General features: G+C 72.3%; 16 protein-coding genes. 4 read left to right on the forward strand and 12 right to left on the reverse strand.

Annotated features, from left to right (window positions below; genetic code table 11):
• Positions 1-29: 29 nt before the first annotated feature.
• Genes VLY81_RS09115 through VLY81_RS09145 form a run of 7 tightly spaced genes read right to left on the reverse strand, consistent with a single transcriptional unit; the run spans position 30 to position 5,914 of the window.
• On the reverse strand, positions 30-1,367 hold the full coding sequence (locus VLY81_RS09115) for a 2Fe-2S iron-sulfur cluster-binding protein (protein ID WP_324667854.1): 1,338 nt from the start codon (positions 1,365-1,367) through the stop codon (positions 30-32).
• Positions 1,364-2,647, reverse strand: coding sequence for an NADH-quinone oxidoreductase subunit NuoF (gene nuoF / locus VLY81_RS09120; protein WP_324667855.1), 1,284 nt, complete (start codon positions 2,645-2,647; stop codon positions 1,364-1,366). The genes VLY81_RS09115 and nuoF overlap by 4 nt, the downstream gene beginning before the upstream one ends.
• Entirely contained in the window at positions 2,631-3,239 is a 609-nt protein-coding gene (locus VLY81_RS09125) for an NADH-quinone oxidoreductase subunit NuoE family protein (protein ID WP_324667856.1), read from the reverse strand. The genes nuoF and VLY81_RS09125 overlap by 17 nt, the downstream gene beginning before the upstream one ends.
• A 5-nt stretch (positions 3,240-3,244) precedes the next feature.
• Positions 3,245-4,450: an NADH dehydrogenase (quinone) subunit D gene (nuoD, locus tag VLY81_RS09130; protein ID WP_324667857.1), complete on the reverse strand. Its 1,206-nt coding sequence runs from the start codon at positions 4,448-4,450 to the stop codon at positions 3,245-3,247.
• Positions 4,447-5,088, reverse strand: coding sequence for an NADH-quinone oxidoreductase subunit C (locus VLY81_RS09135; RefSeq protein ID WP_324667858.1), 642 nt, complete (start codon positions 5,086-5,088; stop codon positions 4,447-4,449). The genes nuoD and VLY81_RS09135 overlap by 4 nt, the downstream gene beginning before the upstream one ends.
• A complete protein-coding gene (locus VLY81_RS09140; protein ID WP_449731258.1) occupies positions 5,070-5,552 on the reverse strand; it encodes an NADH-quinone oxidoreductase subunit B in 483 nt (160 codons plus the stop codon). Before VLY81_RS09140 ends, VLY81_RS09135 begins: the two co-directional genes overlap by 19 nt.
• Positions 5,552-5,914, reverse strand: coding sequence for an NADH-quinone oxidoreductase subunit A (locus VLY81_RS09145; protein ID WP_324667860.1), 363 nt, complete (start codon positions 5,912-5,914; stop codon positions 5,552-5,554). The genes VLY81_RS09140 and VLY81_RS09145 overlap by 1 nt, the downstream gene beginning before the upstream one ends.
• A 234-nt stretch (positions 5,915-6,148) precedes the next feature.
• Between VLY81_RS09145 and VLY81_RS09150 the strand changes: the two genes are divergently transcribed.
• On the forward strand, positions 6,149-8,341 hold the full coding sequence (locus VLY81_RS09150) for a bifunctional alpha,alpha-trehalose-phosphate synthase (UDP-forming)/trehalose-phosphatase (protein WP_324667861.1): 2,193 nt from the start codon (positions 6,149-6,151) through the stop codon (positions 8,339-8,341).
• Between the two features lie 22 nt (positions 8,342-8,363).
• Here the strand turns inward: VLY81_RS09150 and VLY81_RS09155 are convergent, their stop codons facing one another.
• Positions 8,364-8,792 (reverse strand): DUF1634 domain-containing protein, encoded by a 429-nt coding sequence (locus VLY81_RS09155; protein WP_324667862.1) that lies wholly within the window; start codon positions 8,790-8,792, stop codon positions 8,364-8,366.
• The gene (locus VLY81_RS09160) at positions 8,789-9,634 is read right to left on the reverse strand and encodes a sulfite exporter TauE/SafE family protein (protein WP_324667863.1); all 846 of its coding nucleotides are present in this window, start codon (positions 9,632-9,634) and stop codon (positions 8,789-8,791) included. Before VLY81_RS09160 ends, VLY81_RS09155 begins: the two co-directional genes overlap by 4 nt.
• A gap of 159 nt (positions 9,635-9,793) precedes the next feature.
• Here VLY81_RS09160 and VLY81_RS09165 point away from each other — a divergent pair, with 159 nt between their 5' ends.
• Both VLY81_RS09165 and VLY81_RS09170 read left to right on the forward strand, forming a co-directional pair.
• Positions 9,794-12,361 carry a glycoside hydrolase family 31 protein gene (locus VLY81_RS09165; protein WP_324667864.1) on the forward strand — a complete coding sequence of 856 codons (2,568 nt, stop codon included), beginning with the start codon at positions 9,794-9,796 and terminating at the stop codon, positions 12,359-12,361.
• A gap of 21 nt (positions 12,362-12,382) precedes the next feature.
• Positions 12,383-13,777, forward strand: coding sequence for a DUF512 domain-containing protein (locus VLY81_RS09170; protein WP_324667865.1), 1,395 nt, complete (start codon positions 12,383-12,385; stop codon positions 13,775-13,777).
• On the opposite strand, the gene VLY81_RS09175 is transcribed toward VLY81_RS09170, so the two are convergent.
• The gene (locus VLY81_RS09175; RefSeq protein ID WP_324667866.1) at positions 13,752-14,834 is read right to left on the reverse strand and encodes a class II aldolase/adducin family protein; all 1,083 of its coding nucleotides are present in this window, start codon (positions 14,832-14,834) and stop codon (positions 13,752-13,754) included. The two genes, VLY81_RS09170 and VLY81_RS09175, sit on opposite strands and share 26 nt — an antisense overlap.
• A gap of 56 nt (positions 14,835-14,890) precedes the next feature.
• Positions 14,891-16,048: a M24 family metallopeptidase gene (locus tag VLY81_RS09180; protein WP_324667867.1), complete on the reverse strand. Its 1,158-nt coding sequence runs from the start codon at positions 16,046-16,048 to the stop codon at positions 14,891-14,893.
• Between the two features lie 149 nt (positions 16,049-16,197).
• On the opposite strand from VLY81_RS09180, the gene typA reads away from it, so the two are divergent.
• The gene (typA, locus tag VLY81_RS09185; RefSeq protein WP_324667868.1) at positions 16,198-18,024 is read left to right on the forward strand and encodes a translational GTPase TypA; all 1,827 of its coding nucleotides are present in this window, start codon (positions 16,198-16,200) and stop codon (positions 18,022-18,024) included.
• A gap of 103 nt (positions 18,025-18,127) precedes the next feature.
• Here the strand turns inward: typA and VLY81_RS09190 are convergent, their stop codons facing one another.
• Positions 18,128-19,384: a hypothetical protein gene (locus tag VLY81_RS09190; RefSeq protein ID WP_324667869.1), complete on the reverse strand. Its 1,257-nt coding sequence runs from the start codon at positions 19,382-19,384 to the stop codon at positions 18,128-18,130.
• Positions 19,385-19,444: the final 60 nt, after the last annotated feature.

A 19,444-nucleotide genomic window follows, 5' to 3' on the forward strand; every position in this document is an offset into this window, starting at 1 on the left:
GCCAGCTCCGCCCGCCGCCTGCCGGGCCGTCACCCGGCCCGGGTAGCGGAGCGCACCGGCCCGGCGGCGTAGACCAGGGCGCCGGCCTGCGCGGCCCGGCGCACCGCGAGATCCAGCACGGGGGCCTGCTCCACCAGCGGTTGCCCCACCAGCACCACCAGCCGCGCCCGCTCCAGCGCATCCGCGTGGCCGGTGCGCCCCGAGGGCGACGCCAGCGAGGCCACGGCCTGGTCCGAGACCCGGTGATCGCGGTGGGGGGTGCCCAGCCAGTCGGCCAGCTGCCGCAGCTGCCACGCCTCCTCGGCCATCAGACGCCCCCCGCCGACGATGGCGACGCTGCCGGCCCCGTGGGTGCGCACGGCCTGCTCCAGCGCCTGGCGCACGCGGGTGAGGGCCTCGTCCCACGGCAGCGGCTGCTTGAGGGCGCCCCGCCCGGCCAGCGGGCGCTCGGGCCGCTGGGGCGAGTGGAGGTACCGGTAGTCGAAACGGCCGCGGTCGCACAACCACCCCATGCCCCGGAAGCCGGGGACCTCCTCGGCGGGCGTCCGGTAAGCTGCCATCATGCCGGGAGCGCCGAAGATGCGCTCCTCGGGAGCCCCCTGCGACACGACCCGCATCAGCTGCCCGTGGCGGAAGTCGAGCCGCACCGGGCAGTGCACCGAGCAGAGCGTGCAGTACGAGGCGACAGGGCTCAGATCCCATGGCCGGGCCCTGAAGCGGTAGACCCGCGACGTGAGGGCCCCTACCGGGCAGAGTTCAATGGTGTTGCCGGTAAAGTAGTGATCGTACGGCTGGCCGTCCGCGGTGGCGATGAGGGTGTCGATGGCGCGCTCGCTCACCACCAGCTGGGCCTCGGCCGCCACCTCCTCGTCGAAGCGCACGCACCGACGACAGAGGATGCAGCGCTCCTCGTCCAGCACGATGAAGGGCCCGAGCTCGACCGCCTTGCGGCGCTTCACCTTGCCGTCGGCCAGGCGGCTGGTGGCGGGGCCGTACTTGAAGGTCAGGTCCTGCAACTCGCACTCCCCGCCCTTGTCGCAGACCGGGCAGTCGAGCGGGTGGTTGATGAGCAACAACTCCAGCACGGCCTGCTGCATCTGCCGGACCTCGGGGTCCCGGGTGTCGACCACCATGCCGTCCGTCACCGGCGTCGTGCAGGCCGGTACCAGCTTGGGCATGCGCTCCACCTTGACCAGGCACATGCGGCAGACGCCGACCGGCTTGAGCTTGGGGTGGTAGCAGAAGACCGGGATGTGCACCCCCGCCTGCCGGGCCGCCTCCACCACCAGGGTGCCGGGCGCCACCTGCACGGTGCGGCCGTCGATGGTGACGGTCAGGCGCGTCGGCTGACCATTGGCGTCGCTCATGCCACGTACGCCTCCCGGACGCAGCGGCCCAGCGTCACGTGGGCCCGGTACTCGTCCACGAAGTACTTGAGGCTGGAGCTCAAGAAGCCCACCCCCGCATCGGCCAGGGGGCAGATGGTGCGCCCGGCGATGCGGCTCGGCAGGCTCTGCAGCACCTCGATGTCCTCCGGACGGCCGCCTCCTGCCACGATGCGCCGCAACACCCGCGCCGCCCAGTGGAGCCCCTCGCGGCACGGGGTGCACTGCCCGCACGACTCGTGGGCGTAAAACTCCGCCAGCACCTGGGCGGCCTCCACGATGCAGTCGCGGTCGTCGAGGACGATGACCCCGGCCGAGCCCAGCATGGAGCCGGCCTGGGCCACGGAGTCGAAGTCCATGGCCACGTCCAGGTGCGCCTCGGTCAGGATGGCCGAGGAGCCGCCGCCGGGCTGGACCGCCTTGATGCGGCGGCCCGGCTCCAGGCCCCCGGCGTGCTCGAAGAGGATCTCCCGCAGCGGCGTACCCAGCGGCAGCTCGTAGTTGCCAGGGCGGCGCACCCGCCCGCTGACGGAGAAGATCTTGGGGCCGGGGCTCTTGGGGCTGCCGATGGAGGCGAACCACCGGGCTCCCCGGCTCACGATGGAGGGGACGCAGGCCAGCGTCTCGACGTTGTTGACGACGGTCGGCTGGCCGTAGAGCCCTGCCGTGGCGGGGAACGGAGGCTTGAGGCGGGGCTCGCCCCGGCCTCCTTGCAGCGAGCTCAACAGCCCCGTCTCCTCGCCGCAGATGTAGGCACCCGCGCCCCGGTGCACCACGATCTCGAGGGAGAAGTCCGAGCCCAGCACCCGGTCGCCGACGTAGCTCCGCCGGCGGGCCTCGGCCAGCGCCCGCTGGAGCACCTCGTAGGCCTGGCGAAACTCGCCGCGCAGGTAGACGAAGGCCCGGGCCGCCCCGATGGCGTAGCCGGCCAGCATGATCCCCTCGATGACCAGGTGGGGGTTGCGCTCCAGCAGCAGCCGGTCCTTGAAGGTGCCCGGCTCGCTCTCGTCGGCGTTGCAGACCAGGTAGCGGGGGCGCCCGTCGTCGGGCAAGAAGCTCCACTTGCGGCCCGTGGGGAAGCCTGCCCCGCCGCGGCCCCGGAGGTTGGAGTCGGTCACCTCCTTCTGCACCGCCTGGGGCGTCATCTGCCGTACGGCCTTGCGCAGGGCCTCGTAGCCCCCCTGGGACTCGTAGACCTCGATGCGCTCCAGCGCCATGCGGCCGATGCCTGCCGTCAGAATGGGCTCAAAGGCGCCAGCCATCGGCCCTCGCCCCCTTCCCGGGTCCCGCCGGGGTCTCGGGCCGGGCACCGCCCTGGGCGCCGCCCTCTGCCTCGTGAGGCAGCGCGGCGCGATCGGCCAGCTCGGCCATCGGCACGCCCCGCCGCAGCGCCTCGAGCAGACGGTCCACCTTGTCGGGCGAGGCCCGGTGCACGTAGTAGCCGTCGACCTGCAGCACCGGCGCCTGGTCGCACGCGGCCAGGCACTCGCCCGTCACCTGCAGCGTGAACAGGCCGTCGTCGGTGGTCTCGCCCGGCTCCACGCCCAGACGCTGGCGCAGGTGCTCCACCAGGGATCGGGCCCCGCCCAGCACGCAGGCCAGATTGGAGCAGACGGTCAGCGTGTGGCGGCCCCGGGGCCGGCGCACGTACAGCGCGTAGAAGGAGGCGACCGACTCGACCTGGGCCGGCGTCATCGCCAGGATCTCGGCGATGGCCTCGATGTCCTCCCGGGCGACGTAGCCCCGGCTCTCCTGCGCCAGGTGCAGCAGCGGCATGATGGCGGAGCGCCGCTCGGGATAGCGCTGGAGGATCTCGTCGACGACGGCGCGTCGCTGGGCCCACTCGGGCGTCATCGGCGTCAGCGGTCCACCTCTCCGAAGACCGGGTCGATGCTGGCGATGATGGCCACCATGTCCGCGATCAGGTGGCCCCGCATCAACGCCGGCAGCGCCTGGGTGTTGTAGAAGGAGGGGGGCCGCACCCGCACGCGCAGCGGACGGTTGCCGCCGTCGGAGACCACGTAGAAGCCGATCTCCCCCCGGGGGCTCTCGATGGCCTGGTAGACCTCGCCCGCCGGCACGTCGAAGCCGTAGGAGACCAGCTTGAAGTGGTGGATGAGCGCCTCCATGCTGCGCTTGACCTCTTCCTTGGGCGGCAGCACGATCTTGCGGTCCTCCACCCGCCACGGCCCCTCGGGCAGCCCATCGAGCGCCTGGCGGGCGATGCGGGCGCTCTGCTCCATCTCCGCCATGCGCACGCGGTAGCGGTCGTAGACGTCACCGTGCTCCCCCACCGGCACCTCGAAGTCGAACTCCTCGTAGCCGCTGTACGGGAAGGCCTTGCGCACGTCGTAGCCGATGCCGGTCGCCCGCAAGTTGGGGCCCGTCAGCCCCCAGGCCAGCGCCTGCTCGGCCGAGATGGCCCCGATGCGCTTGACCCGCGCCAGCCAGATGGGGTTGTCGTCGAGGATGGCCCGCAGCTCCGCCATCCGCTTGGGGAACTCGCGCAGCCAGGCGTCCACCATGCGGGCGAACGTCGGCGGGATGTCCTGCGCCAGCCCCCCGACCCGGAAGTAGCTGGGGTTCATCCGGGCGCCCGTCGTCTCCTCGAGGATGTCGAGGATGCCCTCGCGCAGGTCGAAGCAGTAGAAGAAGATGCTCTGCGCGCCCAGGTCCAGGCCGTGGGTGCCCAGCCAGACCAGGTGGCTGGCGATCCGCTGCAGCTCCGTCAAGAGCACCCGCACGTACTGCACCCGCCGGGGCACCTCGAGGCCCAGCAGCCGCTCGACGGCCAGCACGTAGCCCAGGTTGTTGGAGAGCGGCGACAGGTAGTCCATCCGGTCCAGCACCGTGATGGCCTGCTGCCAGGTCAGGTGCTCGGCGTGCTTCTCGATGCCGGTGTGCAGGAAGCCGATCTCCGCCTCGGCGTCGGTGATGGTCTCGCCGTCCAGCTCGACGATGAGGCGCAAGACGCCGTGCGTGCTGGGATGGTGGGGGCCGATGCTGACCGTCATGCGCTCCTGGCCGGTCTCGTCGACCCACAGCTCGCGCCGGGCCTCGCTCATGCGCCGCCCTCCCCGCCGGCGCCGGGTCGGCCGGCCGGGGCGTCGCCGCCCGAGCCTGGGGCGGCATCGCCGGGCGGGCCGTCCAGCCGCAAGGGGAAGAATCGCTGCCGCAGGGCCTGCGGCGTCCCGGCCTGGCGGGAGCCGCGCAGCGGGAAATCCTTGCGCAGCGGGTGGCCCTCCCAGTCGTCGGGCATCAGGATCCGCCGCAGGTCCGGGTGACCCGTGAAGCGGATGCCGAAGAGGTCGAAGACCTCCCGCTCGGCCCAGCTGGCCGACGGCCACAGATCGCTGAGAGTCGGCACCTCCGGGCGGTCCTCCGGCACGGGCACGCGCAGACGGATGCGGCGCAGGCCCCGCACGTCGAGCAGGTGGTAGACCACCTCGAAGCGCTCCTCGGGCGGACGCCGCCCCAGGTAGTCCACGCCGCCCACGTCCAGCAGCATGGCGTAGCCGGCCTCCTTGAGCAGGGCCGCCACCTCCCGGAGCGCGCCTGGCCGCACTTTCACAACCGGCACGTCGAAGGGAGTGGGCAGGGGCTCCACCTCCGGGCCGAAGCGCGCGACCAGCCGCTGCACGGTCCGCTCCGACGCCTCGACCGCCGGCGTCGCCGCCCCCTGCCTCACGCCGTCGCCTGCCACGATCGGATGCCTGCCTTCGCGTCGCTGGAGCGGATGCGCCCCTGCAGCTTGAGGATGGCGTCCAGCACCGCCTCGGGGGTGGGCGGGCAGCCCGGCACGTAGACGTCCACCGGGATCACCTCGTCGACCCCCTGCACGATGGCGTAGTTGTCGAAGATGCCCCCGCTGGAGGCACAGGCGCCCATGGCCACCACCCACTTGGGCTCGGCCATCTGGGCGTAGAGCCGACGGATGACGGGCGCCATCTTATGGGAGACGCGCCCCGAGACGATCATCAGGTCTGCCTGGCGCGGCGAGGCCCGGAAGGCCTCCGCGCCGAAGCGCGCGGCGTCGTAGCGGGGCGAGACCAGGTTCATCATCTCGATGGCACAGCAGGCGAGCCCGAAGGTCATGGGCCAGATGGAAGAGCGCTGGGCCCACCTGGCGAACTTGTCGACGGTGGTCAGGAAAAAGGGCGTCCCCATCACTTCCATTCGAATCCCCCCTTCTTCCAGACGTACGCGTCGCCGATGGCCAGGATGGCCAGGAAGAGCCCCATCACAGCCAGGCCGTAGGCGCCCAGCTCCCGCACCTGCACGGCCCAGGGGTAGAAGGCGACGGTCTCGACGTCGAAGATGACGAAGAGCATGGCCACGACGTAGAACTTGACGGGAAAGCGCCCCATCAGCGGAGGCGTGGGATAGCCGCTCTCGTACGGCTCGATCTTGACGGGATCGGGGCGGCGCCGCCCGATGCGGCCCGCGAGGACGCTGATGGTGAGGGTGATCGCCAGGACCACCGCGAGGTAGATCGCGAGTGCGCCGTAGGCCTCCACGGTCTGTCGCAAGCCCCCCGAGCCCCGGCCGGTCCGCCGTCGGCCGCCTTTGTGAAGGCCGGCACGAATCGGGCCCAAAATAAGCCGGGTCACCCACGTCGACCCGTTGTCACGAAACCCCAGCCGTCTCTGGACAGTATAAACGACGGCCCGGCTGCTTGCAATGCTCATCATCCTCACGTCGAGGAGACGCCCACCGGGTCCATCGAGGGAGGAGCGACGGGCGTCCCGGCCAAACCAGGAGATATGGCACGACTCGTCGTGGTGGCCAACCGGCTGCCGGTCAGCGTCATCAAACGCAAGGACGGGCTGCGGGTCTCCTCCAGCCCCGGTGGGCTCGCCTCGGGTCTGTCGGCCTGCTTCCGCCCCGAGTCGGACCGCTGGGTGGGCTGGCCCGGCATCGCCGCCGAGCGGCTCAGCATGGCCGAGCGGGAGAGCCTGGAGGGGCGTCTGCGCCGCAGAGGCCACTGTCCGGTCTTCCTGAGCCAGGAGGAGGTGGAGCGCTACTACCTGGGCTTCTCCAACCGGACCCTGTGGCCGCTGGCCCACTACTTCCCCCAGTACGCGGTCTACGACCGCTCCCTGTGGGAGGCCTACCGCCGCGTCAACCAGCGCTTCGCCGAGACGGTCGTCGAGGTGGTCGAGCCCGGCGACACCATCTGGGTGCACGACTACCAGCTGATGCTGCTGCCGGGCATGTTGCGGCAGCGCCTGGGCACCGACGCCACCATCGGCTTCTTCCTGCACATCCCGTTCCCGTCCTTCGAGGTCTTCCGTACGCTGCCGTGGCGGCGAGAGATGGTGGAGGGGCTGATGGGCGCCGACCTGGTGGGCTTCCACACCTACGACGACGCCCTGCACTTCCTCGAGAGCGTCCGGCGCCTGACGGGCGCCAGCGACAACGTGGGGCGCATCACCTGGGAGGGCCGGGTGGTGACCGTCGATGCCTTTCCCATGGGCATCGACGTCGACCGCTACGCCGGCGCCTCCCAGCTCCCCGAGGTCGAGGAGCAGCTCCGCCGGGTGCGTCAGCAGCTCGGCGCCACCCGAGTGGTGCTCTCCGTCGATCGCCTCGACTACTCCAAGGGCATCCCCCAGCGGCTGGAGGCGTTCGAGCTCTTCCTCGAGCGCCATCCCCAGTACCGGGAGCGGGTCACCATGGTGATGGTGGCCGTGCCCTCCCGCACCGAGGTGCCCGCCTACCAGGCGCTCAAGCGCGAGGTGGACGAGCGGATCAGCCGCATCAACGGCCGCTACGGCACCCTCGGCTGGATGCCCATCCGCTACCTGTACCGCTCGCTGCCCTTCGCGGCCCTGGCCGCCCTCTACCACGTGGCCGACGTGGCCCTGGTCACCCCCCTGCGCGACGGGATGAACCTGGTCTGCAAGGAGTTCGTGGCCAGCAAGCGCGATGGGCGGGGCGTGCTGATCCTCAGCGAGATGGCGGGAGCCGCCAAGCAGCTGCCCGAGGCCCTGCTGGTCAACCCCCACAACGTGGAGCAGATGGCCGCCGCGCTGGACGAGGCGCTGTCCATGAGCGAGGACGATCAGCGGGCACGCAACCGGCTCATGCAGCAACGGCTGCGCCAGTACGACGTCGACTGGTGGGCCACGACATTCTTGCGACGCCTGGAGGAGGCACGCGGCGTGCAGCGAGCCCTGGCACAGAAGCGACTCACCGAGGCCGACCGCCGCGCCATGGTGCAGGCGTACCGCGCGGCCCAGTGCCGCCTCATCCTGCTCGACTACGACGGCACCCTGGTGCCCTTCGCCGGTCGCCCCGACTACGCCTGGCCCGATCCCGAGCTCTTGGAGCTGCTGCAGGCGCTCTGCGACCAGCCGCGCAACCGGGTCGCCTTCGTCAGCGGCCGGGATCGCCATACCCTGACCCGGTGGCTGGGCCACCTGGGAGCCGCCATGGCGGCGGAGCACGGGGTCTGGCTTCGCTCGCCGGGGGGCGAGTGGGAGCTGGTCGAGGAGCTGGCCGACCCCCAGTGGAAGCGGGTCATCCGCCCGGTCCTGGAGCAGTTCGCCGCCCAGACGCCCGGCGCGTTCGTCGAGGAGAAGGACTTCTCCCTCGTCTGGCACTACCGCCAGGTCGACCCGGCGCTGGCGTCGGTGCGGCTGGGCGAGCTCAAGTCGGCCCTGATGCAGCTGACCGCCCGCCTCGACGTCGGGGTGCTCGACGGCGACCGCGCCGTGGAGGTCAAGGACGCGGCCATCAACAAGGGCCGGGTGACCAGCCGGTGGCTGGAGGGCGGCCGCTACGACTTCATCCTGGCCGCCGGCGACGACACCACCGACGAGGACATGTTCGCCGCGTTGCCGGCCGAGGCGTACACCATCAAGGTGCGCTTCGGGCCGACCCGGGCCCGCTACTACGTCGACGACTCCAGGGCCCTGCGGGACCTGCTGGCGGAGATGGCGCGCCCGGGCTGAGGGCACGCAACCGGCGCCAGGCTCAGGCGCCGGCGCCGCCCAGCGACAAGCCCAAGGCCAGCAGCCCCAGCACCGCCAGCGTCAACGCCGTGAAGAGGCGGTCCCCCTGCACCCAGAAGACGACCGCCGAGGCGGCCACCCGTACCACGGGCGTCATGAGCAGCACCAGCAGCCCCGCCTGCAAGACAGCCGCCGGGCGCCCCTCGCGCAAGCCAGCCAGCACCTCGCCCGCCCGGGTCGGGTAGCCGGGAGGCGGGTAGCCCGCGTCGCCCCGCCCGATCCACGCCGCCACCCCTAGCAGCAGGATGGCCGCGGCCACCAGGACGCCGGTCTGCAGGATGCGGCTGATGACCACCTCCAGGCGGTCGTCGGCGGGTCGCGCCCGCCGTTGCGCCGCCTCGCTGCGCCCGGCCAGCTCGGCGCCCGTCACCCGCGCCCCTCCGCCGCTCACGAGCCCGCGATCCCCCTCCAAAACATCTCGCCGGCCATGTAGAGCAACAGCGGCACGAACGCCGCGCGGATGGCCCGTCCCCGCAGGCGGGGCAGCACCCGGCTGCCCGCCCAGGCCCCCAGCAGCACCCCAAGGGCCACGGGGGCGGCCAGCATGGGGTCCACATTGCCCCGGGCCAGGTGCACGCCGGCGCCCGCCGCCGCCGTCACGCCGATCATGAAGTTGCTGGTGGCCGTCGACACCTTGATGGGGAGCCCCATCACCATGTCCATGCCCAGCACCTTGAAGAGCCCCGAGCCGATCCCCACCACCCCCGACAGGCCGCCCGCCCCCATCATGATGGCGAACCCCGGCGCCAGCCGGCCGGCCCGGTAGGGGATGGTGCGCCCCATCGCCTCGTCGTAGTAGCTCCCCTCGAGCCGCAGCCGGCGGGCCCAGGGGCTGTCGGGGACCCGGGCCCCCGTCTCCAGGTGCCGGCGCTGAAACATGCCGTAGGCCGAGTAGAGCAGCAGCGCCGAGAAGAGCAGGAAGAGCACCCGCACCGGCAGGAGGCTCGAGACGTAGGCGCCCACCAGCGCGCCCGACGTGGTGGCCAGCTCCAGGAACATGGCGATGCGCAGGTTGGTGAGGCGATCCCGCACGTAAGCGGCAGCCGCGCCGCTGGAGGTGGCGATGACCGAGACCAGGCTGGCCCCGATGACCCGTCGGATGTCGAAGCCCAGGCCACCGGCCAGCACGGGCACCACGATGACGCCGCCGCCGAGCCCCAGAAGGGAGCCGACGAACCCCGCCACCACCGAGATCCCCAGGATCAGCGCGAACGTCGCCGGATCGAAGGGCAAGGTCCCATGCACCTCGCAAAGTGGTTATGACCAGCATACCAGCTCCGCCCATGGCGGGCAAGCCGTCGCCTTGACAGCACGGGAGCCAGGTGGCACGCTCGTCTCGGATCCTGGACGGCAGGAGACCCGTCCCCGCATCGCATCGAAAGGAGACGCTCCATGCCTGACGACCTCTCCCACGCTGCCGCGGATGATGCCGCTCCCTCCACGTCGGTGGGGCCCTTGCGCGCTGTCGGCGCCGAGATGCGACGACTCGTCCTCGAGGATCGGGCCGGCGTCCGCCTCGAGGTGAGCGCCTGGGCGCCGGATCTGGTCCGCGTCGTCGTCGCCCCCGCCAGCCGCCCGCCCGCCACCGTGGGTTGGGCCCTGGCGCGGCCCGAGTCGCAGTGGGACGCTGGCTTCCCGGTCCGGCTCGAGGAGCGACGGGACGGCTGGGTGCTCGTCACCCCGTCGCTCACCGTCCGCGTGGCGCGTGCCAGCGGCGCCGTCTCCATCGAGGCGGCAGGACACCCGGGCCCCATCGCGGAGGATGTCCCGGACCGGCCCGTCGCCATGGACGGCCGGCTCCGGCTGCGCAAGCGGCTGCCGACCGGGGCGCTGTGCCTAGGCCTGGGGGAGAAGACGGGCTGGCTCGACCGCCGTGGCCGCGTCCTGGAGATGTGGAACACGGACGTGCTGCCGCACATGCCCGACACGGACCCGCTCTACCAGTCCATCCCGTTCCTGGTGGTCTACCGGCAGGGCCGGGCGTGGGGGCTCTTCCTGCACAACACCCACCGCTCGTCCTTCGATCTGGGAGCGACCGATCCCGAGTGCCTCGAGATAGCGGTGGACGGCGGGGTGCTCGACTACTTCGTCATGGCGGGGCCGACGCTGGAGGACGTGGTGCACCGCTACACCGAGCTGACGGGCACCATGCCGATGCCGCCTCGGTGGGCCGTGGGCTTCCACCAGAGCCGGTGGGGCTACGAGCGCGAGCAGGACGTCCGGGCCCTGGCCCATGAGCTGCGCCGCCGTCGCATCCCCTGCGACGCCATCTACCTGGACATCGACTACATGGATGGCTACCGGGTCTTCACCTGGGACGCCGAGCGCTTCCCCGACCCCTCGAGGCTGGCGGCGGACCTGGCCGAGCAGGGGTTGCGGATCGTCACCATCGTCGACCCCGGCGTCAAGATCGATCCCGACTACCCCGTCTATCGCGAAGGGCTGGAGCAGGGGCTCTTCGTGCGCAAGCCCGACGGGCGCCCCTTCGAAGGGGCCGTCTGGCCCGGTCCCACCGTCTGGCCCGACTTCAACCAGGTGGCCGTGCGGCGGTGGTGGGGGCGCTGGCACCGGGTGCTGCTGGACGCCGGAGTGGCCGGCATCTGGAACGACATGAACGAGCCCGCCAGCTTCCGCCACCCCCTGCCTACCGGCACCCTGGACCTCGACGCGGTGCACGGGCCCGACGAGGAGCGGCCACCCGAGGAGCGGCGGGCCATGCGTCACGCCGAGGCTCACAACGTCTACGGCCTGCTGATGGGCCAGGCCACCTATCATGCCCTGCTGGAGCTGCGGCCCGGCATCCGCCCGTTCGTCCTGACCCGGGCCGGCTTTGCCGGCATCCAGCGCTATGCGGCCGTCTGGACGGGCGACAACTCCAGCTGGTGGGAGCACCTGGCCATGATGGGGCCGCAGTTGCTCAACCTGGGCCTGTCGGGCGTCGCCTTCGTGGGGGCGGACGTGGGCGGCTTCACCGGCCACGTCACGGGCGAGCTGTTGACCCGGTGGACCCAGGCAGCGGCCTTCACCCCCTTCTTCCGCAACCACTCGGCCAAGAACACCCGGCCCCAGGAGGTCTGGCGCTTCGGCGAGGAGATGGAGGCCATCTGCCGGGAGTTCATCGTCTGGCGCTACCGGCTGCTGCCCTACCTCTACACCCTCTTCTGGGAGGCCGCCTCCCGGGGGACGCCCATCATGCGGCCGCTCTTCTGGCACCATCCGGGCGACGAGGCGGCCGAGCGGGTCCAGGACGAGTGGCTCCTGGGACCGCACCTGCTGGTGGCACCGGTGACCCGCCCCGGCGAGCGACAGCGGCTGGTCTACCTTCCCGACGGCGAGTGGGTGCACCTGTGGCAGCCGGTGCGGCTGCAAGGGCCGGCCCATGCGCCGGTGGAGGCGCCGCTCGATCAGATCCCGGTCTTCGTGCGGGCCGGCGTGCCGCTGCCCCTGGGGCCGGAGGCCCTCCACACCGGAGAGCTGACCCGTGACGGGCGGGTGAGCCTGGGCGTGGCGGCCCCCTCGTCGACGGCCCTGGCCCGGGGTGACGTCGGGGGCTGGACGTGGCTCTACGAGGACGATGGCGAGAGCCTGGCCTACCGGGAGGGCGACTTCGCGCGCCGGCGCATCGAGACGGCCTGGTCCCTGGCCGGGGGCAGACTGTCACTTTGCGCCGAGCTGGGGCCGCGGGAGGGGCGCTACGTGCCGCGACGGGCCTGGCTGGAGTGGGTCGTCGACCGCGTCGACCGCGGCCGGCCCGCCGCGGTACGCTGGCAGGGCGAGCCGGTGGAGCCGTCCGGCGAGGCCTGGACGCCGGTCCCGGAGCAGCGCGCCGACGCCGCCCAGGCGCTGGCCGGGCCGTGGGCGAAGCGCCCGGCGTGGTGGTGGGATGCGTCGCGCAGCCGCCTCGTCGTGCGCGTGCCGGAGCCCACGGGCCCTGCCCGGCTCGACGTGGAGTGGGCGTAAGAGAGGCAGGACGAGCGCGAGATGCGACGGCGGACGCCCCGGGCGGCTCTCAAGCCGGGTGCGGTCATCGCGGCGGTCGAGCCCGGCTCCATCGCGCAGGAGGCGGGCCTGGGCGCCGGTGACCGCATCGTCTCCATCAACGGGGCGCCCGCCACCGACCTGATCCAGCTCCACTACGCCGCCGCCCAACCCCGTCTCTCCATCCTGGTGCAGCGGCCCGACGGCCAGGAGCTCCTGGTGGAGATCGACAAGGACGAGGAGGAGGACCTCGGACTGCGCTTCGAGGACCCCCTCTTCGACCGCATCGTCACCTGCGTCAACCGGTGCATCTTCTGCTTCGTGCACCAGTCGCCCAAGGGGCTGCGGCGCAGCCTCTACATCATGGACGACGACCTGCGCCTGTCGGTGCTCGATGCCAACTTCATCACCCTGACCAACTGGACCGAAGAGGAGTGGCAGCGGGTCCTCGAGCAGCATCTCTCGCCACTGTACATCTCCGTCCACGCCACCGACGACGACGTGCGGGCCTTCCTGATGGGCACCGAGCGGGCCCGGGGGATCATGGGCCAGCTGCGGCGCCTCGCGCAGGCCGGCATCGTCATGCACACCCAGCTGGTGCTCTGCCCGGGCATCAACGACGGCCCTCAGCTGGATCGCTCCATCGCGGACCTGGCCTCCCTCTTCCCGCACGTGCGCACCATCTCGGTGGTGCCGGTGGGCCTCACCCGCTTCCGGCGCCACCTGTACCCCCTGCGGTCGTACGAGCCCGACGAGGCCCGCGCCGTGCTGCGCCAGGTGCGATGGTGGCAGCGCCGGAGCCTGGCCGAGCGGGGGACGCGGCTGGTCTTCGCCGCCGACGAGTGGTACGTGCTGGCACGGCGCTGGGTGCCGCCGGCCGAGGCCTACGAGGAGTTTCCCCAGCTGGCCAACGGCATCGGGCTGCTGCGCAAGCTCATCGACGAGGTCCGCCAGGCCGAGCGCGAGATCAGGCGGGCGGGGTGCCTGGCGGCGGGGTCGGGCGGCCGGCGGCGCGTCCTGTGGGTGACCGGCGTCTCCGCATCGGCCGTCTTGCGGGCGCTGGCGGGCCGGCTGGCTCGGGTGGCGCCCGGCGTCGAGATCGAGGTGGAGGCGGTGGTCAACCGCTTCTACGGGCCCACGGTGACCGTGGCGGGTCTGCTGACCGGCGGCGACCTGCGCGACGCGCTGGCGGCCCGGGGCGATCTGGCCAGCTTCGACGCCGTGCTCCTGCCCGACGTCACCCTCAAGGCCGACGCGCCCGTCTTCCTCGACGACATGACCCTCGACGAGCTGAACCGGGCCGTCGGCCGGCCGTTGGAGGTGCTGCCGGTCGACGGGCGTGCCCTGGTGGAGGCCAGCCTGGGGCTGGCCCTCACATCATCGGGACCTGCCGGATGAGCCGCCCCTCGATGCGCTCGAAGATCTCGTCGAGGCTGGGCCCGGTGATGGTGAGACCGTGGTTGCGCAACCCGATGACGGCCCGCCGCGGATCCGGCGCCTCCCGTACCAGGTTGGCCACCGACTGGGCCAGCTCCAGCGTGCCGCAGGGGTAGTTGACCTGGGTCGAGCGCACCCCGTCCATCCACGCGTGGACGTGCAGGATGGCTCCCACCTCGGGGTGCTCCGTGTAGATCATCCAGTGCTCGATGGCGTCGACCGAGACCCGCCGCGGCGTGACGTGGGGCGGCACGCTCAGGATCATCGCGTTGCGCTCGGCGTCGTAGCGCTTGACCAGCAGGATGTCTTGCCCGACGGTCTCGAGACGGTACTTGTTGACGCCGCTGGCGCTCATCCAGAAGGAGGTGCGGTCCCGGCGCGCGCTCAGGTTGCCGTAGCTGAGCCCGCCGATGCCGTAGAGGTGCTGGACGTGCCTCAGGTCCTCCGGGGGCAGGATCTCCTGGATGGGAAACGGCGCCGGTAGCAGGTCCAGCTCCCCCAGTCGGCGGCTGGCCCGGCGGATCTGGTCCACCGCCTCGTCGCCCTCCCACAGCGACTCGGGCAGATCGGGCTCGAAGACGTTGTCGATGATGAGGTTGGACGAGGCCAGCGGATGCAGCCGACCGTACAGCTGCTCGAAGAAGACGGACTCGTCGGGGTCGTAGGGGATCTCGTAGTAGCCCTGCTCGAGCGTGACGAAGTAGGTCCGGACCTGCTCGCCGTCGGGCACCACGTACAGCAGCAGATTGGACAGCGACCGGATCAGCAGCGGATAGGCCGCCTTGAGCACGTCGCGGGGCGGCTCGGATGCCTCGGCCACCGAGCAGACGAAGGTGGCGCGGGCCCGCCGCCGGTACGGGCGGGGCCGTCCGGGGTCGACGAAGTTGAGGACGAGCCGCAGATCCCGGGAGGTCGGCTCCTCGTAGACGTGCCCCCGGCGCTCCAGCTCCTGCCGGAGGCCCTGGGCCAGCCACTGGCGCACGGGCGAGTCGAGTTGACCCACGATGCTGAAGATCATCCGTCCGCCGGCACCCCTTCTCACGCGTCGTCGTCGGGCCAGTCCGGCCCCCCGCCCTATCCGCTCGCCCGGCTCCGGGCCAGCTCCAGGATGCCGGGTCGCGGCAAGCTCTGACCGGCCACCTCCACCTCGACGGTCGGCCACGCGGGCGAGTGGGCCGTAACGATTTCGATTCCGTCTCGGGAGTTCGCCCCCACCAGGATGGTATCCTCTGACTTGGTCCCGGTGATACTGGGGTTCCAGGCGAAGGCCGCCGGCGCCGTCACCACCTGCGAGCCGTCGGGGGTGGCCAGGTACTCGCGGTTGGCGTAGCCGATGGCCCCGCCCTGGTGGTGCAGACGCCACTCCTCGCCGAAGCCCTCCTTGCGGTACGCCCGGGCTCCCGCCTCCAGGACGTCGGCGACCCGCACGCCGGGCCGCGTGGCGGCCATCATGGCTGCGTCGACACGGCAGACGGCCTCGTGGCGGGCCCGCAGATCGCCCGGCACCCGTCCGAAGTGGGCGAGCCGGGTCAGCGCCACCGTCAGGCCGCCCCGGCGGGCGCAGACGACCCCCATGACGTAGCGATCGACGGCCCGGGCGGTCGGGACGGGATGGCGAAACTGGCGCACCCGGTCGTCGGCCGCCACCAGCACCACGGTCGGCTCCAGACCCCGCTCCCAGAGGGCCCGGCTGATGCGACCGGCCAGCTCCAGCTCCGTCTGGCCCGGCGCCAGCTCACGGGTCATGACCGCCTCCAGCGCCTCGGAGGCCTGCCGGCCCACCACCCGGATCCGCTGGCACTCCGGAACGGTCAGCGGCAGCCGCAACTCCCGGAGCGCGGCCGCGACGTTGGGCGTGCCGGCGACGCCCGTATCGGAGCCGACCCGGCGCCCCTTGACGAGGCGCTCGATGGTCAGCTCCACCCCCTGCCACCAGGGCGCGGCCTCCACGTCGAGCGGCACCGGGAGGTCGCCGAGCTCCTCCCGGGTGAGGCGGGGCGTCTCGATGTTGGTGGCCACCAGCGTCCACCGGTCCGGCTCGACCAGCAAATAGCCCTCCCCTGTCTCGGTGGCCAGCGCGACATGGTTGTCGCCGCCGGCCGTCACCCAGGCGAAGTTGTCGCGGCGGCCGACCAGCAACGCATCCAGCTTGAGCGACTGCAGCAGACGGTTGAGGCGCTCCCGCTTCTCGGCGATCTCCTGCCGCCGAAGCGCCGACTCCTCCGGCGTCATGACCCCGGTCCACCCCCTCGCGTCCTCGCGCGCTGCCCTCTTTCGCCGGGCGTCAGGCCCGCCCCTGGTGCAGCGGGGCCCTTCGTGGTAGATTGCTGATCCCGGATACCGGGCCCCGGACCCTCCGGGGCGGGGGAGTGCAGGCATCGGTGCGCGAGCGCATTCGCAACGTCGCCATCATCGCCCACGTCGACCACGGCAAGACCACGCTGGTGGACGCCATGCTCCGCCAGAGCGGCCTCTTCCGCGCCAACCAGGCGCTGGAGGAGCGGCTCATGGACTCCAACGAGCTGGAGCGGGAGCGCGGCATCACCATCCTGGCCAAGAACACCGCCATCCACTACGGCCCCTACAAGATCAACGTCATCGACACCCCCGGCCATGCCGACTTCGGTGGCGAGGTCGAGCGCGTGCTGCGCATGGCCGACGGCGCGCTCCTGGTGGTGGACGCCTTCGAGGGGCCGATGCCGCAGACCCGGTTCGTGCTGCGCAAGGCCTTCGAGGTGGGGCTGCGTCCGCTGGTGGTCGTCAACAAGATGGACGTGCCCAACGCCCGCCCCCGCGAGGTCGTCGACGAGGTGCTGGACCTCTTCATCGAGCTGGGGGCCGACGAGGCGCAGATCGAGTTTCCGGTGCTGTACGCCTCCGCCCGCCAGGGATGGGCCAGCCCCGACCCGGACCGCCCCGGCGACAGCCTGCAGCCCCTGCTGGAGGCCATCGTCCGCGAGGTGCCGCCCCCGTCGGGCGATCCCGACCAGCCGCTGCAGGTGCTGGTCACCACCCTCGACTACAACGACTACCTGGGCCGCATCGCCATCGGGCGCATCTTCAACGGCGTGGTGCGCCCCGGCATGGCGGTGGCCGTGGCCAGCCGCGCGGGCGAGCTGCGGCCCGGCAAGATCGGCCGGGTGCTGAGCTTCCTGGGTCTCAAGCGCGAGGAGGTGACCCAGGCGGCCGCCGGCGACATCGTCGGCCTGACCGGCCTCGAGGCCATCGAGATCGGCGAGACCGTCACCGATCCCGAGCGCCCGTCGCCCCTGCCCGCCATCCGGGTCGAGGCGCCCACCATCGGGATGTACTTCATGGTCAACGACAGCCCGTTCTCGGGCCAGGAGGGGCGGTTCGTGACGGGGCGGCAGCTGCGCGAGCGCCTCTGGCGGGAGATGCAGACCGACGTGGCCCTGCAGGTGGAGCCCACCGACTCCCCCGACACCCTGGAGGTGAGGGGCCGCGGCGAGCTGCACCTGGCCATCCTCATCGAGAAGATGCGCCGGGAGGGGTACGAGCTGCAGGTCTCCCGGCCCCTCCCCATCCTGCGCGAGCGGGACGGCCGGCTCGAGGAGCCTTACGAGGAGGCCGTCCTCTACGTGCCGGCCGACTCGGTGGGGGCGGTCATGGAGCGGCTCGGGCCGCGGCACGCCACGGTGCTGGAGGTGGAGCCGCAAAGCGGGGGCATGGTGCGCATCCGGGCCCACGTCCCCTCACGGGGGCTCATCGGCTTCCGCTCGGAGCTCCTCTCCGAGACCCGGGGCTACGGCATCCTCTACCACGTCTTCGACCTTTACGGGCCCTACGTGGGCGAGTGGCGCTCACGCCCGGGCGGTGCGATGGTGGCCACCGAGACGGGCACCACCACCGCCTACGCCATCGAGAACCTGCAGGAGCGGGGCACCCTCTTCTTCGGGCCCGGGGTGCGGGTCTACGCCGGGCAGGTGGTCGGCGAGCACTCGCGCCCGCAGGACATCCAGGTCAACATCTGCAAGGAGAAGCGCCTGACCAACATGCGCGCCAGCACCGCCGACGTGGCCGCCAAGCTGGAGCCGCCGCGGATCATGGACCTGGAGCGGGCCCTCGAGTGGATCAACGACGACGAGGTCGTCGAGGTGACGCCCTCCAGCGTGCGGATCCGCAAGTGGCCGCGGCTGGCCGGTGGCGCCCGCCCCTCGGCCGTCGCGCAGACCACCCGGCTGAGCTGAACCCCCGGAGCAGGCCAGGGCCCCTCGCCGCCCGAGCTGGCTAAGCCGCCGGGCTGCTCACGCCACCCGCGCCGGCGCGGCCGGTCGCTGCGGCCGGGCCTCGTCACCTCCGGCGTGCTCGGCGCTGCCGCGCCATCGGCCACCGGAGCCCCGCCGAGGGCCCGATCCACCGACGTCCGCAGGTCGAGGAGCTGCGCCCGCCCGTGCTGCGGGAGGCCACGCGGTGGCGGCTTGCGCCGCCTGGCGGGTGCGGCCTGCAGCTCGCGCAGCCGCGCCGCCGGCTGGCTGGCCTGCTCGCGCACCCGGCCGGCCGCTGCACGCCCTGGTCGGCCTCCTCGCCCGCCTCCGCGGCCGCCTTGCGAGCCCCGGCCGCGGCCTGCTCGAGGCGCCCCTCCAGCTCGGCCAGGAGCCGCACCGTCTCCTTGGCCTCGGACGCCACCCGTCGCAGCTCCTCGGCCACCACGCCCACCCCGTGGGCGTGCCCCTCCATGCGGGCGCTCTCGATGGCCGCGCTCAAGGCCAGCACCTTGGACTCGCCGCCGAACTCCCGCACGCGGTCGGCCAGCGCCCGAAACGCCTCGACGCCGTCGGCCAGCGAGGTCGCCTCGCGGTCGAGGCGCCGGGCAGCCGACGCCATCGCCTCCACCTTGGCCTGCAGGGCGGCCAGCGCGTCGAGGTGACGCGCCGCCTCGGCCGCCTGCTCGCCCAGCCCGTCGCCCACCCGGGTGAACCACGGCCCCAGCGCCGTGGCCAGAGCCTGCTGGCCCTGGTCAGCCAGCTGCAGCTGGCGCCGCAGATCGCCGAGCGGCCGGGCGCTGACCCGAGCAAGCCAGCCGCCTCCGATGAGGGCCGCGACCAGGATACCCGCCGCCAGCGCCCAGAGGCTGGCACGCACGTCGCGGCCCAGGGTCTCCGAGGTGCGCCCGATGATGGACTGGCGCTGCGAGACGACCCGCCGCAGCGAGTCGACGGTGGTGGCGGCGCCGCTCAGGCGTTGGGCCACGTCACGAGCCTGGTCCCGGCTGATGACCAGCACACCGCCCGGTGCGCCCGTCTCGTCCAGGGCCCCCCACTCGCTCAGCTGGCGCTGGAGCCCCTGGATCTGCGCCTGCACCTCGGCCAGGCTGTTGTCGTGCTCCTGCCAGGCGTCGTAGAGCACCGAGAAGGCGTCGATGACGCCTCGCCCCAGGTGCCCGCTGACGTACCAGCCGCCCGCCAGCGCCAGGGCCACCAGGATGACGCCGACCGCCACGAAGTGCCCCGTGACTCCCCGCGAGGCGACCGGCGGCACCGCCAGGGCGCTGACCTGCGCCACGCCCGCTGCCCGGCCCGTGGCCGGCCCGCCCGCTTGCTGCGACATGGGGCGTCCCTGCCCTCCCGCACTCGCGAGCCCTGCGGGGGCCCGCGGTGACGCCGGGCA

The sequence above is a fragment of the Limnochorda sp. LNt genome (genome assembly GCF_035593265.1).
GTDB lineage: Bacteria > Bacillota > Limnochordia > Limnochordales > Geochordaceae > Geochorda > Geochorda subterranea.

Excerpts from the sequence above, each read along its gene's own strand:
- VLY81_RS09140 (WP_449731258.1), bottom strand. The coding sequence starts at position 5,552 with ATGGGGACGCCCTTTTTCCTGACCACCGTCGACAAGTTCGCCAGGTGG.
- nuoD (WP_324667857.1), bottom strand. The coding sequence starts at position 4,450 with ATGAGCGAGGCCCGGCGCGAGCTGTGGGTCGACGAGACCGGCCAGGAG.
- VLY81_RS09175 (WP_324667866.1), bottom strand. The coding sequence starts at position 14,834 with ATGATCTTCAGCATCGTGGGTCAACTCGACTCGCCCGTGCGCCAGTGG.
- VLY81_RS09170 (WP_324667865.1), top strand. The coding sequence starts at position 12,383 with ATGCGACGGCGGACGCCCCGGGCGGCTCTCAAGCCGGGTGCGGTCATC.
- VLY81_RS09125 (WP_324667856.1), bottom strand. The coding sequence starts at position 3,239 with ATGACGCCCGAGTGGGCCCAGCGACGCGCCGTCGTCGACGAGATCCTC.
- VLY81_RS09180 (WP_324667867.1), bottom strand. The coding sequence starts at position 16,048 with ATGACGCCGGAGGAGTCGGCGCTTCGGCGGCAGGAGATCGCCGAGAAG.
- nuoF (WP_324667855.1), bottom strand. The coding sequence starts at position 2,647 with ATGGCTGGCGCCTTTGAGCCCATTCTGACGGCAGGCATCGGCCGCATG.
- VLY81_RS09115 (WP_324667854.1), bottom strand. The coding sequence starts at position 1,367 with ATGAGCGACGCCAATGGTCAGCCGACGCGCCTGACCGTCACCATCGAC.
- VLY81_RS09150 (WP_324667861.1), top strand. The coding sequence starts at position 6,149 with ATGGCACGACTCGTCGTGGTGGCCAACCGGCTGCCGGTCAGCGTCATC.
- VLY81_RS09190 (WP_324667869.1), bottom strand. The coding sequence starts at position 19,384 with ATGTCGCAGCAAGCGGGCGGGCCGGCCACGGGCCGGGCAGCGGGCGTG.
- VLY81_RS09165 (WP_324667864.1), top strand. The coding sequence starts at position 9,794 with ATGCCTGACGACCTCTCCCACGCTGCCGCGGATGATGCCGCTCCCTCC.